We start from the raw sequence: 15,845 nt of genomic DNA, 5'->3' as shown, positions 1-15,845 counted from the left end.
CGGTAAACAGCTATGAACTATTCGCGAACGGACAGATGGGCGCAGTTCGAGTCCCTGCCCCGCCCGCTCACCGGGCATTTCAGCACCCCGCCCAACCTTGTTTTTCCCGGGCGGCACCGCCATGCCTGGGGGCAGCTTTCATACGCCACCGAAGGGTATTTGCAGGTATGGACGCCCGACGCCCGTTTCATCGCCTTGCCGCAACGGGGCGTATGGATTCCGCCGGGCATCCTGCACCGTGTGCGCCGCACGTCCAATGCCGTCGTGCGCAGCCTGTATCTCGACACACAGGTCTTTGGGCTGCAATGGGACCATTGCTGTGTGCTCTCGATCAGCCCCCTGATGCATGAGCTGATCCGCGAATTCTGCACGCTTCCGCTCGACTACGATGAAAGCGGCCGCCACGGGCGCCTGGTGCAGGTGCTGGTCGACCAGTTGTCAGACTGTTCCGAAGCCGGACTCATCCTGCCCTGGCCGTCCGACCCTCAGCTGCGACGCATCTGCCTGCGCATGCAGCACCATCCTTCCACCGAATTCAGCCTTGAAGACCTGAGCGCGTCGCTTGGCGTTTCCACCAAGACCCTCACGCGCCGCTTCCAGCAGGAAACAGGCCTGGGCTTTCGGCTTTGGCGCCAGCGAGCCCGCCTCATTCATGCACTGCCCCTGCTCGAACGGGGCGACCGCATCACAGACGTCGCTTTGGCTTGCGGCTATGAAAGCCTGTCGTCCTTCATTGCCATTTTCAGGGAACACACGGGGGTAACCCCCGGAGAGTTCGCGCGCGGCGTTTTTGATACCTAGCACATAATTAACCAAACAGGACACTAGCGGCGGCAGCGCGTCAAAAATCCCCATTCACATAAAACCACCTTCCGTCTTCACGAACGAAGCGGCTGGTCTCGTGCAGCCGGGATGCCCGCCCGCTATGGCGTGAACGGGCGATGAACTCGACCGTGGCGTGCTCGGCGTCCTGGCATTCATGGCGGCGCACCTCCAGGCCCAGCCACTTCGTGCCCGGCGGGTTCGCCTGCAGGCTGGCTGGCCGGGTGCTGGCGTGCCAGGTTTCCAGCAGGTAGTCGAGTTCGTCCAGCACGAAGGCGGTATAGCGCGAGCGCATCAATGTTTGCGCATCGGGCGCCATCAGGCGTTGCGGGCCGCGATGCCAGCGTCCGCAGCAGGCTTCATAGCCCGCGGCGCCGCCGCAAGGGCAGGGTGCAAGGACCGGCGATTTCGCTGTTTTCTTCATGCCGCCATAATACAGGCGATGGATTGCGCTACATTAGCAAGGCAGCTGATTATTCATTCCACTTCGGAGGGTGTAATGTCCGGTTCCACAGCAAGCGAGAAACGCAAGGCATTTCGGCAGCTTCACCAATCAGGTTGCTTCGTCATTCCCAACCCCTGGGACGCCGGCAGCGCCAGGATGCTGGCATCGATGGGCTTCAAGGCCCTGGCCACCACCAGTTCGGGCTATGCCTGGTCCAATGGCAAGCCCGACGGCGGCTTGCCGCGCGACGAGGTGCTGGCGCATATGCGCTTCATGGTTGAAGCCGTAGACCTGCCCGTCAATGCCGACTTCGAAAGCGGCTTTGCCGACACCGCGGCCGGTGTCGAAGAAAGCGTGCTGCTGGCCATTGAAACCGGCGTGGCCGGCTTCTCTTTAGAGGACGCCACCGGCAACCCGCAATCGCCCCTCATGGATATCGAAGAGGCGGCAAGGCGTATCAGCGTGGCCCGGGCCGCCATCGACAAGGCGGGGGGCGACACCTTGCTGGTGGGCCGTGCCGAGAACTTCTTCGTGGGGGTGCCCGATCTTGACGACGCCATCGCCCGCTTGAAGGCCTATTCCGAGGCGGGCGCCGATTGTCTGTATGCGCCGGCCATAAAAACCGCCGAGCAGGTCAAGGCCGTGGTCCAAGCCGTGACCCCCAAGCCCGTGAATGTACTGATAGGCTGGGATACCGAGCTTACGGTCAAAGACCTTGCCCAACTGGGCGTGCGGCGCATCAGCGTTGGCGGCGCCCTGGCGCGGGCGGCGTGGACGGGCTTCTACCAGGCGGCCCGGGGCATCGCTGAAGAAGGGAAGTTCGCGTTTGGTTCCGGCGGGCCCACGGGCAAAGAACTGAACAGTCTCTTCAAGTAAGCAGGCCGCTTTCGGGGCGCTCTCAGTCTGCGCTAGATACACGGCGTACTCAAAGGCCCCTGCCGGGGGAGGCCAGCGCGGGCATCCCCATTCCTGAGTCAAATAGGGGTCTTTTCTTCATGCCAGGCAAGTGCCGGCGCCGTGGCGCCCGGCCGAGGCGGCCGGAGCGAATCGAGTAAAATCGCGCCCACCTCCGTTCGCTTCTGGGAGGGATTTAATTATTCCGGAAAAGAAGCCCATAATTAATCCGGAAAATGCGGGTTTAAGTGAGTTTAAACGAATCGAAGCGGGTTGTTCGGAGGCTTTGAAGGCGGATTTTATTTCGCATGGTGGTAAAAAGGGCCATTGACGAAACGATTGGCGAAGCATTGGCGAAACGATTGGCGAAACTCCGGCTGCTGCGAGTTCCCGTGCAAACCTTTCACTTAGTCCGTCATTTCAGTCTGTCAGCCTGGGAGCCAAGGGCCGCAAATCCGAGTATTCCCAAGACACCGACAACCAGAGCAACGCCACTGATACCGCTCGGAAGGTATTGACTGCCCATAGCTAGTACCAAACCAATAAGGCCGGATATCACAGCCGCCTTGGTAAGTCGTTCCTTTTGAGCATTACGGGCCTGCTGCTGAAAGAAGGCTAACACAGGCCGTCCGCAGTTCCAGCACCCCGGTGCATTCCACCAGGTGCGCTGACCGCACTGAAATGGGCAAGGAACAACATTGGGATCATCCTCACGCATGAAGGGCGTCGGCGGCTCAACGATCAAATCCCCATCTAGCCTTCCTACCTGGACGTTGTTGTTCCCTTCAATTTGTTGATTCGCCATACATAGCCTCCAATGCCCTGCGAAGATAGCCCACCCAGTGGCGAAACTCTGCATCCGTCATGTGTCGCCGCGATTCCTTGCCGGTAACAATCTCGCGCTGCATCGTCGCATAGTCGTCATTCCAACCCAATTGAGCCAAGTAGTCCGTTTCGATTTTGAAGAGATGGCCGCGCGTGTGCATGTAGGCTTCACCTCTAGCTGCCCTATCAATTCGTCCCTGCTGAGTGTTATTGAGCTTCGCCTCTAGCCAATGGATGACTTCAGGCGCCATTGATTCGTCAAATAGCCAGATATCCCTCCAGCTCTTCGGAGCAAGACCAAATGCCTTTGCTAGTTCTCCGTATAGAGCGCCAAACTTGAACGATTTACCAAGGCGCTTGTGGCGGTATTCGTTAATCTGCTTGATTAGGCTTTCTATACGTGCCCTGAAAGCGGGGTCGGCCCCTATAGATCCAAATGGGGCGGCTATCTCAATTCTCGGCGCTTTGTTGGCGTGTACCGTCACGCGACCAACCGCACCGCCAATCTGCACGTTACCGCTGCCCTTGATTGACTGGTGAACCACCCTTTCCCCAGCGACCTGCGTATTGTTATCGCCCTCTACGGACTGCGATGGAAGAGACTTTCCCCTTCGTGTCTTGTTGGAAGGTAACGCAGGTGCATCCTGGATCATCTTCACAGCATCCAGAAAAGCAGCGCCTGGTGAAGGTGTGTCAGGCTTCTTCGACGACCGGCCTACTACAGGAAAGCGAATGATGTTCGACTTTGTATTTGTCATGGTTTCTCCTACGCTGCGAGCTCGATAACCTGACGGATCGTGTCTGAATCAATGTGCTGCTGGGAGGAAAAAGAGCGGTACAACATCACGATGGCGCGGGCTTTCTTTCCTGCGGAAAGACTCTTATGCATCTTCGTCAGCAATAACTCCATGCCCTCAATAATCTGCGAGAGCAGCTCTTCGTCGATTGGTGTTGTAGATGCGGCGTGAGCCTCCTCCATCCGGTCGCCTGATAGAACATAAAGAACATCGAGCCCCTTCTTCATGAGCGTTTCTAGGTAGAGAGCATCGGGGAACCGCTCGCCATTCTCGTAGTTGAACTGGGTTTTCCGGCTTACTCCCGTCAGCGCGCACATCTCAAGCTGCGAGAGACCCAAGCGGTCGCGCTCACTCTTCAGTCTTTCCCCAATGGTTTGCATAATAAATTACCCATAATTTGGTAAATAGATACCGCTATCGCTTGACAATGTATAAGTTTTTACCCATCATAGCAACAAATAACCCATTCTTACGCATTCTACTCTAGGTGACGATATGAAAACGCTCAGAACCCCCCAACAAGTGCTGGCGGACTTCGAACATCGCGGAATAACGATTTCCGGCTGGGCAAGGTCTCATGGTTTCTCGCGTGATGTTGTGCGCTCTGTTTTATACGGGCGCGTCAAAGGCCTCTACGGCTCCGGGCACAAGGCTGCGGTGCTGTTGGGCCTTAAAGATGGCGTCATCGACGAACTGAAATAGGCGGTTGTAGCTATACCAGAGATAACCTCAACAAATAGACCGCCATGAACCTGTCCGTACCGACCCCAAACACCTCGCGAGCTCCCGCTATATCCGTATTAAATGCGGTGAACAGCGATTGGCTGACCGCCGATGATTTCGCGAGGTTGGCCGGGATTGATATCCGCGCTGGTCAAATTGCGCTGCGAAAAGCTGTAGATGGCAAACCTTGGCGCGGATGCTATTTAGACATTCGTACGGTGCAGGGCATCGGCGGTAAGTCGGGGGAGCGATACGAAGTTCACCTTTCATCCCTATCGGAAGACCTACGCTGGAAATGGGCCAAAGAGCAGCGCAAGGACTGCGTAGCCGATACGCCTGCCGTCACGCTTGTGATGCCTGAGAGGCTGCTCAGCGACCCGACCGCCAGCAAGCGCACCGAACAGGCCATGTGGATTTACTCGATCATCCGGCCTGTGCTGGGCCTTCGCCGCCATAAGCCGGAGCGTTCCGCTGCGGTTACAGAAGTGCTTTCGCGCGAATACACGCGCCCCGATGGCAAGAGGGTCCGCATCAGCAAGACCCAACTCTATGAGTGGATCAACCGTTACGAGAAGAGTGAATTAGAGGGCCTAAAACCCAGGTCGCGCAAAGATGCAGGCCATTCACGCGTGCTAATTACTCGCCGCTGGGATGGTGCCTGCCCGCTGGATACTACAAAGAAGCAGGCTGTGGCTGAGGCGCTCGCTCACTATGTGCGTTCCCTTTGGGGTAGCGGCGTCCCCGGTTGGCAGGTTGTGCAGCGTTTTGCCACTGAGAAACTTGTGAAACTATCACGCGCGGCTGGTTGGAACATTCCCGATGAAAAAGCCCCGACCCTTTGCGCTGTCACACGTCGCTTTGTTGAACAAGGCCGCAAAGATAGCCTGCTGGCAGTCTATGACCAAGACGCCAAGCAATACTGTGACCTATACATCCCGCGCATTCGCCGAAACCGCGAAGGTATAAAACCCATGGACGTTGTGGTGGGTGACGTGCACCCTCTGGATATTGCAGTTTGCCGCGAAGATGGCAGCATCGTCTATCCGCGTGCCATCTGCTGGCATGACGTGGCAACCAACCGGCTCTATGGCACGCTCGTACTGCTGGAGAAGGGTGAGGGTATCAAGCAAGCGCACGTGGCCGCGAGCTTTGCCGCCATGTGTGCAGCGTGGGGGTTGCCCCTTACGCTATACCTGGATAACGGCTCTGAGTATTCCTGGCACGAAATGATGACGGCTTTCAGCGAGATTTCGCGCTTGACGCAAGCGATGGATCGCAAGTTCGGCGTATCCCCCCTGAAAGCCGAAAGCGAAATCGGAGAACTGGTCAGCGAACAACGCCAAGTGGTACGCGCCAGACCTTATAACGCACCCGCAAAACCCATTGAAGGACTGTTTTCGGTCATTGAGCAGACGGTCCTTTCCATGATCCCCGGCTGGACAGGCGGTGACCGCATGCGCGCCAAAACACATAACGTGGGAAAGGCTCCAATTCCTTATACCGGCACGGCGGACGACTTTCTGAGTGATTTTGATACGGCGCTTTCCTTTTATCACGGTGCTAAGCAGGGCGGATCGATGCAGGGGCAAAGCCCAGAGCAAGCATACCGCGCCCATGTTGATGCGGGTTGGACTAAGACCGGGGTTTCACCGCAAGTGCTCCTACTTGCCTTTGCCGAGGAAGGTAAGCGAAAGGCCTCTCGCGGCTACATCAGCTGGAATGGTGTCGAGTATTACGACGATGCGCTGTTGCCATACACGGGCCAGAGCCTGACCGTGCGTGTGGCCCGCCACAGCCCTGATTACTGTTTTGTGTTCGATGCTAAGCGCACCCTTATTTGCGCTGCGGGTGTTGCCCCGACTTTCGGCTTCTTGGACCCAGCAGGGGCCAAGGAACAGGCTCGGCGAGAAAAAGTCATGCGCCGCCATGTTGCCGAGGTGCGCGAGAACAGTAGCCGCTTGGACCTGGTCGGGGAGATGCGCGAGGTGGTCAAGGGCTCGCCCGCGATGGTGCAAGCCCCAACAGGCACAACAGTGGCGATATCAGACGAAGCCGCGCAGATGTTGCGCGGGCTGCAAGCCAGGCAGGCCGTCGAGCAAGAGCTGTTGGATGACGATAGAAAAGTGAAAGCCGCCCAGGCGAGCCCGAAGCGGCTTTCACAGTGGCATTCGCCTGACTATACAGACCCGTACCTGGAAGCGGTGCAATGGTCTGATGAAGGTGAATAAGACGCTTTGCGCACAACCCAATGTGGATCCGATATCCCCGCGCGCAAACCATATAACCGGAGAGAAGTTTACATGAGCCAAACGATAGAAACAAGGAATCTACATGAAGCTAGGCAGATGGCCCTATCCATCTGGGAGTCCCGAGAAACAGGCCCCATTGGGCAGATTGTAGGTGAGCCTGGCACAGGCAAGACCTGGGCGAGCAAGTGGCTAGCCCAGGAGCTCGATGCCGTACGTGTGTGCTGTGCCCATGGCATCACGGACAAGGCGCTGGCTATAAAGCTACATACGGCCTTTGGCGGGGTGCAACTCCAGGGCAGCGCGACCACGCTCCTGGCAAAGCTTGAACACTTAACGGCAGACAGGCTACTGATTGTTGATGAGGCCAATCACCTGCGCTGGCAACAGATGGAAATGCTGCGCTATCTCGCTGACGAGGCCGGAATGGCACTGCTATTGGTAGGCACTGACCTTATGGATAGGCCTTTTCGTGATGGGCGCACCGCGACGTATCTTGCACAGCTCTCTAGCCGCATCGGTGCTAAGCGTGTGCGATTTGAACCGCTCACGAACTTGGACGATGCGGCCGGATACATGATCCAGCCGCACTTCGGGCGCGTGGACAAGGCTACCGCAAAAGCTTTTCACAAACAGGCCAAGGGGTACTGGCGCGATGCGGCCGAGCTCGCAGCCGCTTGCCGCCGCGTCATGGACGCCCAGAGCCTCACCAACCTTTCTGTTGCCGTGGTTGAGGCCGCATCCAACTGGATGGCCCCGGCCCGCATTACCGTCTAGGAGAACTGCCATGCAAACGAACCATCGTAATGCCATGCTGGCCCGTGTGCACATGCTTGCTAAAGAGCTCGCCATGGACGAAAAAAGTTATCGCGTCCTGCTGCAATGCCACACTGGCAAGCGTAGCTGCAAAGACCTCAATCAGGCCGCTCTACAACTCTTTACCAAGACTCTAGAGCGCATGGCCAGCGGCGTGGGGCCGGACGACCTAGAGGGCACGCCTGTTGTTTCGTCTATGGCCTTACCGCTGGCCATGTACCCAACCCGAAAACAGTGGCAAACGCTCGCTGGACTGACCCGTACCATCGGTTGGTGCGGGGTGCGCGACGACAGGATGCTGTGCTTTGTGAAACGCACAACCAAGGTCGAACGCCTGGAAGAACTCACGCGCCACGAAGCGAGCATGTGCATCACGGGGCTGCTCGCCTGGCAAAAGCAAATCAAACGTCACACAGTAACCGGAGAACATGTATGAAAACCACAGACATCCCGCGCGTTTTCACCCTCGCACGCGTTGAGCGTCTGGGCCGCGCCAACAGCCTCGCACGTCGCCTGAAAGCGATAGGCTACCGCATAGTTTGTGAAACCCCGCTGCCCGTCAATGGTAGCGCCCCATCTATCAGCGTAGATCTGGGCACGTGCGGTGTGCAGCCCCTATACGCGCTGGGCAATGGATCTTTGCGAGATGCTCGCGCTGGAGTCGAGCGCGTGCTCATTGATGGTGTGTGGGTATCGTGGCCGACCGTCGACGTTTCGCGGGCGCGGTCGGTTTGTGGCAACGGACTGGAGGAGGTTGCAGCATGACAACGACAATCGTACAAGGTGAACACGTCGAACTCGATAACGAAACTTACTTCGGCGCACGTCGGGCGTTGTCATTGGTATGGGCGGCGCACAAGATTCTCGTACAAGTGCCAGAAGGGCCACGGCTATCCCATGAGGCAATGGTAGAAATGTCCGAGCGTGTCGGGCACCTTATGGAGCTAGCCGAAATAGAAATAGAAGCGCTTACGGCATCGGCCCTTTAATCTGATAGACATTCGAATTAAGGGCTGTGGAAGCCGTTTTTGCATTAAGGGTATGGCTTCACATTAACAAAAATAGTTAAACAAGCCTGCGGGGCGTTAAACGGGTTTTAAACCGGTTAAACGATGACGCCCCCAGGCGATTTCGCCGGAATGGCGCTGTTGGCCCATTCCTGCATCCTCACTGCGAAGCGGTGCTTTCGGGCATCGACCTTCCCCCACTAGATACAACCCCCATTCCTCGCGCAATCTGAAATACCACATCCTGGTGACCGGCCTTCACGATCTTCCTGTGAACTCCTTCACCTAGCCGCTCCTATCCCTTTTAGAAATACTAGGCGAAAGATTTCAGCGTGAAGGCATATTGATGGACCCCGATTATTTACAAGATGAGGTAGGCGAGCTTGAAGCGGCGTATCACGACGGCTTGATTACCAAAGACGAACTGCTAAGCGCGGGCGGCGAAGAGTTTGGGCATCTCGTGATGGAGGCGCCAGTGTTAGCACTTCGGGTGGCTGATCGGTTTGGTGGTCAGAGGGGACGCATCCCGACTTGCCTTAATGGTGGTCGAAACAATCTATTTATAAAAGGCCTTGACGAAGCCGATGCGCAGAAGATTATAGATATCTACCGGGGTTCGGACATTGTTGTGCCAATCTTCTCGGGTTTGCGTGCGGCCTTACGCCGTCAAATGATTATTAATTTGTACAAGTCTGAAATGACCGTGCAATGTATTGCCGAACTTGTCAATGTCTCCGAGCGGCGCGTATATCAAGTGCTGCGGCGTGCGGTCAGGGACTCCGAGCGACGCCTATATCAAGCGCGACAGGGCAAGCGTTCGACGCCAACGTCAAAGAGCGCTCAAAGAGGTCGTGTTCGTCATGATCCGATTTTTGGGGAGCTGTCATGGCGAAAAGCTTAAGAGATTCGCGACACGTTGATCTTTTAGCTGCTTTCCGTGATGGCCTATTTTCCGAGGCGGAGTTACGTGCAGTGATTAAGCCGGCGCTTAGGTTCGTTCCGGACGTTTCGTCGGAGACTGTCATACGCCTTATCGAAGCGTACGGTGGGCTAAGGATGTACGTCGCGCTCTCGATGGAGGATAACGCTTGGATGCTCGACATCATGCCTAACGCTGAGGCATGGGCCTTTATAGAGGGGTATGGCGGACATCGGGTGCAGGTCCCATTCTGTTTAATGCTTCGCAGCACCGTGAGGGCGCGGGTGCTGGCTGCGCTGCGCGCCCACGGCTGGAGCATGCATCAGCTAGTCGCGTGTTTTCGCATACACAACAGGTCGATCCAGGAGGCAGTACGGCGATTCCATTCACAAGGTGGCGTGGCTGTGGATCCCGCGGCTTGGCAATACCTTAATTTTCAACGCGAGATCAGCTCGCAATCAAGAGACTCTACATCCGAAATGGATGTAACCCTTCAGGAGAATATCAAGTGAGTATGAATACCAAGCAGGCCCGCGTCATCGATCCCGTTCTTACTGAGGCGGTCATGGGTTATAGGCATCCAGATCGAGTCGGTCATGTGCTCTTCCCGCACGTTCCGGTTCTTGCGCGGGGTGGTCAGATTATCGAGTTCGGCAAGGAATCATTCCTGCGCTATAAAACCCGCCGCGCACCAGGAACAAACACTAAACGCCTTCAGTTTGGGTATCGCGGTCAGCCATTCGTTCTGACTCAGGACGCCCTTGAGGGTATGGTTCCCATAGAGCATGTAGAAGATGCTGCCCAGGTTCCAGGTCTCGATCTGGGCAAGGCGGCTGTCACCGAGGTTATGGATATTCTAAGTTTGGGCCTTGAGATCGAACAGGCGCAACTGGCAACCGATGCCAGCAAATATAGCGCCAATAACAAGGTTGCACTTGCCGGCTCCGACCGATGGAGCGATCCAAGTTCAGATCCTGCTCAACAGGTGAGGCAATACGGTGAAGCGGTCCGAGGCCGAATTGGCACGCGACCTAATGTTCTGTTGGTTTCCGCGTCCGGATTTAACGCGTTGATCGATCATCCGAAGATCATTGAACGATTTAAGTACACATCCAGCGCGTCGATCACTACTGAGATGCTGGCACAGCTGTTCAACGTGCGGCGGGTGGCCGTTGGCGAGGCGGTGTATTTGGAGCAAAACGCAGACGACATGCAGGACGTTTGGGGCAACTCGGCGGTGCTTGCGTACGTGCCTGAGCAAGTTACGTCGCTGCGCGCACCTTCATTTGGCTACACATATACCCTAAAAGATCATCCCTTAGCTGAAGAGTCCTATTTTGAGCGCAATGCGAAGAGCTGGATTTACCCAGTCACCTACGATCGCGCGCCCGTACTGTCCGGTATCGACGCGGGTTTTCTAATTCAGAACCTGGCCTAAAGAAGAGAGGGTGAAAAGATGGCGAAGCGACTTTTACGTGTGCTGACCAGCGTCGATTTAGCGCAGCTGGAGGGCCTTACCGGGGGTGAGCTTCGCCGTCTCGCGCAGCGCAGCGCCTGGATTCATGAGGTGGCAATGAGACGGCTTGAGCAGCGCAATGCCGCATTCGCTGAGTCGGTTGGCCCCGCGGATGCTGGCGTGGTGGTCTTTGTTGAAACCTTCCGCTAGGCGTTTAAAACGAAGATATCGGCCTTGAGCGAGGGCAAACATGAAGACGGACCAGACGTTTCGTATGGATGGCATCAACGACATGGGGCAGATGGAGCGGCTACGCACAAAGGTTAATGCGCGTTTGCGAAAGATTTCGATCCGCCGTGCTTGGGCGGCGCAGAGGGTTGCGGGAAAAGTGAGACCGCAATCGGCCGGATACTTCAACAGCCTCAAGCGCGAGCTGTTTCAAATCATCGACGAGGCTGATTAGTAATGCTCAAAGCCGACACTTCCGCGAGCAGCGCAAGACTACTGAAGTGCATATACAACGAGACAATAGGATGACACGCAAATGGCTGGAATGACTACAAGCATCGTGATGCAGTTGGTGGATCGGGTTACAAGCCCAATTCGCCGTATCCAGCAAACCATGGCGAGATTGAGCCAAAACGCCAGGTTTGACAGACTTAGCCGCTCGGCGCGGCAGCTCGGTGTGCAAATGGGCTTTGCAGTCCAGCAGGCGAAGGCGCTGGCGATGCGTACGGCAGCGCTGGGGGCGGTCGCGGTGGCGGGGGCCTGGGGGGTCAGTCGGCTGGTGGGCCGGGTCACCGATGTGGGCAAAGCCATAAAGGAATCGTCCGAGCGGCTGGGTGTGGGCAGTACCTGGTTGCAGGAATGGATTTACGTCGGTCGCCAGTTTGGTGTGCAGAACGACGCCATGGTTGATGGGCTAAAAGAGTTGGGCCTGCGCGCTGACGAATTCATTATGACAGCCGGGGGGCCTGCGGCCGAGGCGTTCAAACGTCTGGGGATAGATCATACAGATCTACGCAAAACCAAGGGCAACACCGAAGCCATGTTTGACCTGGTCATGTCGCGTCTTCGCGGCGTAACAAACTTCGCCGCGCGTCAGCGCCTGGTTGATGAGCTTTTTGGAGGATCTGGCGGTGAGCAAATGGCTGCTATGGTCAGCATGACTACGGAGGAAATCGAGAAGATGAAGCGGGCCGCGCATGATGCGGGCGGCATCTTGACTCCCGAGCAGATTGAGCAGTCCCGCGAATATAGCCGCCAACTGGGCGACCTTCAAAGCCGATTCTTTGGTATCCAATCAGTGATTGTGGGAGGTGTGCTACCCGCTATCAATAACTGGTTGCTGAGAGTTTCGAGTCTGATAAGCGCCAACAAAGCAATGATTAGTGGTGGCATAAACCAAGGTTTAGCGCGTATTTGGAATGTTCTGAAAATGGTGGGGCGGGCGGTATCCTTTGTCGCTGATCGGATCGGCGGCTTTGGGAATCTGCTTATTGGTGTGGCGGGAATCATGGCGGGAAAGTTTGTGCTCTCTGTCGGTTTAGCGGTTTGGCGCCTGGGTGTCTTTGCAAAGAACGCGCTTGTTTGGTCGGCAGCGGGGCTTCTGCGGTTAGGGCGAAGTGTGGCGCTCGCTGGAGCGGGTTTGGTGAGGTTCGCGGTGGGTGGCGTGGCTATGGCGGCTACGTCACTGGTGTCGCTGTCTCGAGGGCTGCTTGGCTTGGCGGCGCGTGCCGTGCCGGCGGTGATTGGTGCTATACGCGCTATGTCGTTGGCGCTGTTGACTACGCCCATAGGCTGGATCATTACCGGCATCACGGCCGTGGCGGGTATTGCGTTCCTGCTTTACAAAAACTGGGATGGTGTTGCGGCCTGGTTTGGCCAGATGTGGGAAGGGATTAAGCGGTTCTTTAGCCAAAGCCCTGGACAAATTGCCCAGCAGCTCGCTTCATTTAGTCCGGCCATGTTGATCTACCGGAACTGGAGCGGTATTACGACCTGGTTCGGCCAGATGTGGGAAGGCGTCAAAACGTTCTTCACCCAGGGCATCGGCGAGCTGGTCAAGCAGTTGGTGGGCTTTAACCCTGCTACGCTGCTGGGCCAGGGGGTTGATGCGGTATTTGGCATGTTTGAAACCAAGTCGCTGACCGAGACCGGCACCAAGTGGATCAGCGGCCTGTGGGATGGCATTAAGGCGCGCTGGGGCCAGTTAACCGCCTGGCTGCGCACCAGCGTCGCGGACCTGACCAGTTGGATGCCTGACTGGGCAAAGGGTCGCCTGGGTATCGCGTCGATGGCCGCACCGGCGGCGGGCGGTTCGCCCGAGGCTGCCCTGGGCGCGCCGGTGGCCACCCCTGGCTCGGTGCCGGGCCTTGCGGCCCAGCGCAGCCAGGTGGACGTGGGCGGTCAGCTGAAAATCAAGATTGATTCAGAGGGGCGTGCGCGCGTTCAAGAGGCGCGCAGCCGTGGCGGAATGGATTTTGATGTGGATTCGGGCATCCTGGGTATGGCCGGTTAGAGCAGAGGCTCAATGCTCTCAAATCGGACGATAAATTCCGGTTTCCGAACAGAGCCCTGTTCCGTTGCGCTACCCTCCGAGGCGAGAAAGCCAGAGAAGCTTACTGGCGTGCCCTCGGAGAGCCCAGCTAGCACATCAAACAACGGTGAAGCCTGGGGGATGAGGGTGCCGTCCTTGATGTCCGAAAAGGCATTGTTCCATGTTTTGAATGTCGTCGTCGCGTTTGCCCGGATGGATACGATTGCTTTCCCGTCGCCGTTCGTTTGCAACCCTTCTATAACACCGGTCCAGTTTTCTAGCTTGCTGCCGGGTGTAAATTCTCGCGAATCAATCTTGCGCTGCTTGGCAATCTTGGACTTTACCAGCTCATTGGGAGCATCATCGTATGCCACGGCTGCGGCAGCCATAACCCCAAGAAATCCCTTTTGTGCGTCAGGCATTCGCAGGGCGACTAGCTCCTTTGCTGTGAGCGGTTTCGGCTTGGTTGGGGTGTTGGCTGATTTTGCTCCTACCGGTGCGGTAGCTGCAATCGAGGCGGTTGATGCCGCGCCGGGAGCTTGAGAGCCTTCATTATCTGTGCTTACTCCAAAGCCTACGAAGCACACTGCGGCTACGAGCAGGTAGAGCCCGGACGACTTCCAGCGCTTGGGAGCTTGAGCCCACGGCATACTCCATTTGGGTTTAATGATGCCAAGTACCAGCGCTATAAGCGACAATAGCAAAACGATCAAAAACAGATTGGCCATGGTTCCTTCTCCTCTTGTCTAACTGTGAGAGAGTGTAACGCATGGGGTGATGTTCATGATTGAGGCTGGAGCTTGCTGGGAAACGTCGAGAAGCTGTTGGCAAGGGCGTGGCTCCGCTGTGCTGCTGGAGCGCTCTCCGCGTGCCCGTGCTGACGCCCCAAGGCAATCAAGTATGATTGCCTGAAGCCATCCCCCTACTTAGTGTTTTCCGGTTTAATTTGATCCGTTTCCGGTTTAATTAGGGCCGTTTTCCGGTTTAATTTGAGCCGGTCTACTTCCGAACCCGCCCGCACGGCGCGAGCCGCGCGCACTTACCTACCGCCCATGACCGACCCCGCTCACGACCACATTGCCATCGTTGGAGGCGGGCCGGCGGGTCTGATGGCGGCCGAGGTGCTTGCACGCGGCGGCCACGCCGTGGTGGTGTACGAGGCCAAGCCCTCCGTGGCGCGCAAATTCCTAAGGGCCGGCATCGGCGGGCTCAACATCACCCATGGCGAAGAATACGAGCTGTTCTGTACCCGCTATGGAAATCGCCAGGCCAGCCTGCAAGCCATGCTCGATCATTTCCCGCCCTCGACCCTGAGGGCCTGGGTAGAGTCGCTGGGCGTAACCACCTTCGCCGGCTCTTCGGGCCGTGTATTTCCAGAAGGCATGAAGGCGGCGCCCCTGCTGCGGGCCTGGGTGCAGCGTTTGCGCGGGCTGGGCGTGCAGTTCCAGCTACGGCATCGGTGGCTGGGGTGGGACGAAGACGAGGCCTTGATTTTCAACACGCCAACAGGCGAGCTCCAAACGAGGCCGCGCGCCACGGTGCTGGCCCTGGGCGGCGGCAGCTGGCCGCAGCTGGGCTCCGACGGCGCGTGGGCGCCCTGGCTGCAGGCAAAGGGAGTGGGTGTCGCGCCATTGAAAAGCGCCAACTGCGGCTTCGATGCGGCCTGGAGCGAACACCTGCGCCAGCATCATGCCGGCGCGCATCTGAAATCCGTGGCTTTGCGCTTCACCGATATGCATGGCCACACAGACCTGCGCCGTGGGGAACTCATCATCAGCCGGTACGGCGTCGAGGGCAGCCTGATATACGCCTACTCGCGGCAGTTGCGCGAAAGCATCGAGGCCAAGGGCAGCGCCACTTTCACACTGGACCTGCTTCCGGACCGCAGCGCAGCACAAGTGCTGGCGGCCGTGCAGCATCCGCGCGGCGCGCGTTCGCTCTCCAGCCACCTGAAAGGCAGGCTCAATATTTCCGGCGTGAAGGCGGCTTTGCTATGGGAGACCCTGGGCAAGGAAGCGGGCGCCGATCCCGCCCGGCTGGCTGGTGCCATCAAGGCCTTGCCCATTACAGTGACCGCGACGCGCCCTTTGAACGAAGCCATCAGCACCGCGGGCGGCGTGCGCTTCGAAGACGCGGACGAGCGATTGATGCTCAAGGCGCTGCCCGGTGTATTCGTGGCTGGCGAAATGCTGGACTGGGAAGCGCCGACCGGCGGGTATTTGTTGACCGCCTGCCTGGCCCAGGGCGTGTGGGCGGGAGCGGGCGTTCACGATTGGCTGCGGCTGGGCGGCTAGCGCCTGCGATTGCCGCTGCAGCCGGCGGCGCCGGGGCTGCCGTTGCACATCCGCCGTCATAG

General features: G+C 57.6%; 18 protein-coding genes. 13 read left to right on the top strand and 5 right to left on the bottom strand.

Annotated features, from left to right (window positions below; all coding sequences use genetic code 11):
* Positions 1 to 12 precede the first annotated feature (12 nt).
* On the top strand, positions 13 to 801 hold the full coding sequence (locus C7440_RS08960) for an AraC family transcriptional regulator (RefSeq protein ID WP_116518272.1): 789 nt from the start codon (positions 13 to 15) through the stop codon (positions 799 to 801).
* A 40-nt stretch (positions 802 to 841) separates the two neighbouring features.
* Here the strand turns inward: C7440_RS08960 and C7440_RS08955 are convergent, their stop codons facing one another.
* A complete protein-coding gene (locus tag C7440_RS08955) occupies positions 842 to 1,246 on the bottom strand; it encodes a YchJ family protein (RefSeq protein WP_165832511.1) in 405 nt (134 codons plus the stop codon).
* Positions 1,247 to 1,321: 75 nt separating this feature from the next.
* Between C7440_RS08955 and C7440_RS08950 the strand changes: the two genes are divergently transcribed.
* The gene (locus C7440_RS08950; RefSeq protein WP_116518271.1) at positions 1,322 to 2,143 is read left to right on the top strand and encodes an isocitrate lyase/PEP mutase family protein; all 822 of its coding nucleotides are present in this window, start codon (positions 1,322 to 1,324) and stop codon (positions 2,141 to 2,143) included.
* Between the two features lie 433 nt (positions 2,144 to 2,576).
* Here the strand turns inward: C7440_RS08950 and C7440_RS08940 are convergent, their stop codons facing one another.
* The 3 genes from C7440_RS08940 to C7440_RS08930 are packed head-to-tail and all read right to left on the bottom strand — an operon-like array spanning position 2,577 to position 4,163.
* Positions 2,577 to 2,966: a hypothetical protein gene (locus tag C7440_RS08940; protein ID WP_016502314.1), complete on the bottom strand. Its 390-nt coding sequence runs from the start codon at positions 2,964 to 2,966 to the stop codon at positions 2,577 to 2,579.
* Positions 2,947 to 3,744, bottom strand: a complete 798-nt coding sequence (locus tag C7440_RS08935) for a hypothetical protein (protein ID WP_116518269.1) — start codon at positions 3,742 to 3,744, stop codon at positions 2,947 to 2,949. Before C7440_RS08935 ends, C7440_RS08940 begins: the two co-directional genes overlap by 20 nt.
* A gap of 8 nt (positions 3,745 to 3,752) precedes the next feature.
* On the bottom strand, positions 3,753 to 4,163 hold the full coding sequence (locus C7440_RS08930) for a helix-turn-helix domain-containing protein (protein WP_017246034.1): 411 nt from the start codon (positions 4,161 to 4,163) through the stop codon (positions 3,753 to 3,755).
* A gap of 115 nt (positions 4,164 to 4,278) precedes the next feature.
* On the opposite strand from C7440_RS08930, the gene C7440_RS08925 reads away from it, so the two are divergent.
* The 10 genes from C7440_RS08925 to C7440_RS08875 all read left to right on the top strand — a co-directional run bounded on the left by C7440_RS08925 (position 4,279) and on the right by C7440_RS08875 (position 13,471).
* A complete protein-coding gene (locus C7440_RS08925; RefSeq protein ID WP_116518268.1) occupies positions 4,279 to 4,485 on the top strand; it encodes a DNA-binding protein in 207 nt (68 codons plus the stop codon).
* 44 nt (positions 4,486 to 4,529) lie between these two features.
* Positions 4,530 to 6,734 carry a Mu transposase C-terminal domain-containing protein gene (locus tag C7440_RS08920; protein WP_116518267.1) on the top strand — a complete coding sequence of 735 codons (2,205 nt, stop codon included), beginning with the start codon at positions 4,530 to 4,532 and terminating at the stop codon, positions 6,732 to 6,734.
* A 72-nt stretch (positions 6,735 to 6,806) separates the two neighbouring features.
* Positions 6,807 to 7,529, top strand: a complete 723-nt coding sequence (locus tag C7440_RS08915) for an AAA family ATPase (RefSeq protein ID WP_116518266.1) — start codon at positions 6,807 to 6,809, stop codon at positions 7,527 to 7,529.
* A 10-nt stretch (positions 7,530 to 7,539) separates the two neighbouring features.
* A complete protein-coding gene (locus C7440_RS08910) occupies positions 7,540 to 8,004 on the top strand; it encodes a phage protein GemA/Gp16 family protein (protein WP_165832510.1) in 465 nt (154 codons plus the stop codon).
* 325 nt (positions 8,005 to 8,329) lie between these two features.
* A complete protein-coding gene (locus C7440_RS08905) occupies positions 8,330 to 8,557 on the top strand; it encodes a hypothetical protein (protein ID WP_116518264.1) in 228 nt (75 codons plus the stop codon).
* Positions 8,558 to 8,921: 364 nt separating this feature from the next.
* Positions 8,922 to 9,476, top strand: a complete 555-nt coding sequence (locus C7440_RS08900; RefSeq protein WP_116518263.1) for a helix-turn-helix domain-containing protein — start codon at positions 8,922 to 8,924, stop codon at positions 9,474 to 9,476.
* Between the two features lie 532 nt (positions 9,477 to 10,008).
* Positions 10,009 to 10,932: a major capsid protein gene (locus C7440_RS08890; protein WP_218940644.1), complete on the top strand. Its 924-nt coding sequence runs from the start codon at positions 10,009 to 10,011 to the stop codon at positions 10,930 to 10,932.
* An 18-nt stretch (positions 10,933 to 10,950) separates the two neighbouring features.
* Positions 10,951 to 11,160, top strand: a complete 210-nt coding sequence (locus C7440_RS08885; RefSeq protein ID WP_116518260.1) for a hypothetical protein — start codon at positions 10,951 to 10,953, stop codon at positions 11,158 to 11,160.
* Positions 11,161 to 11,200: 40 nt separating this feature from the next.
* Positions 11,201 to 11,413, top strand: a complete 213-nt coding sequence (locus C7440_RS08880; protein ID WP_116518259.1) for a hypothetical protein — start codon at positions 11,201 to 11,203, stop codon at positions 11,411 to 11,413.
* Between the two features lie 90 nt (positions 11,414 to 11,503).
* Positions 11,504 to 13,471 (top strand): phage tail tape measure protein, encoded by a 1,968-nt coding sequence (locus C7440_RS08875; protein ID WP_133244284.1) that lies wholly within the window; start codon positions 11,504 to 11,506, stop codon positions 13,469 to 13,471.
* On the opposite strand, the gene C7440_RS19740 is transcribed toward C7440_RS08875, so the two are convergent.
* Positions 13,468 to 14,217 carry a hypothetical protein gene (locus C7440_RS19740; RefSeq protein WP_133244283.1) on the bottom strand — a complete coding sequence of 250 codons (750 nt, stop codon included), beginning with the start codon at positions 14,215 to 14,217 and terminating at the stop codon, positions 13,468 to 13,470. The two genes, C7440_RS08875 and C7440_RS19740, sit on opposite strands and share 4 nt — an antisense overlap.
* Before the next feature lie 324 nt (positions 14,218 to 14,541).
* On the opposite strand from C7440_RS19740, the gene C7440_RS08865 reads away from it, so the two are divergent.
* Entirely contained in the window at positions 14,542 to 15,783 is a 1,242-nt protein-coding gene (locus C7440_RS08865) for a TIGR03862 family flavoprotein (RefSeq protein ID WP_116518256.1), read from the top strand.
* Positions 15,784 to 15,845: the final 62 nt, after the last annotated feature.

The organism is Pusillimonas noertemannii (assembly GCF_003096595.1).
Taxonomy (GTDB): domain Bacteria; phylum Pseudomonadota; class Gammaproteobacteria; order Burkholderiales; family Burkholderiaceae_B; genus Pusillimonas; species Pusillimonas noertemannii.
This window is presented reverse-complemented; position numbering and strand designations above follow the sequence as displayed.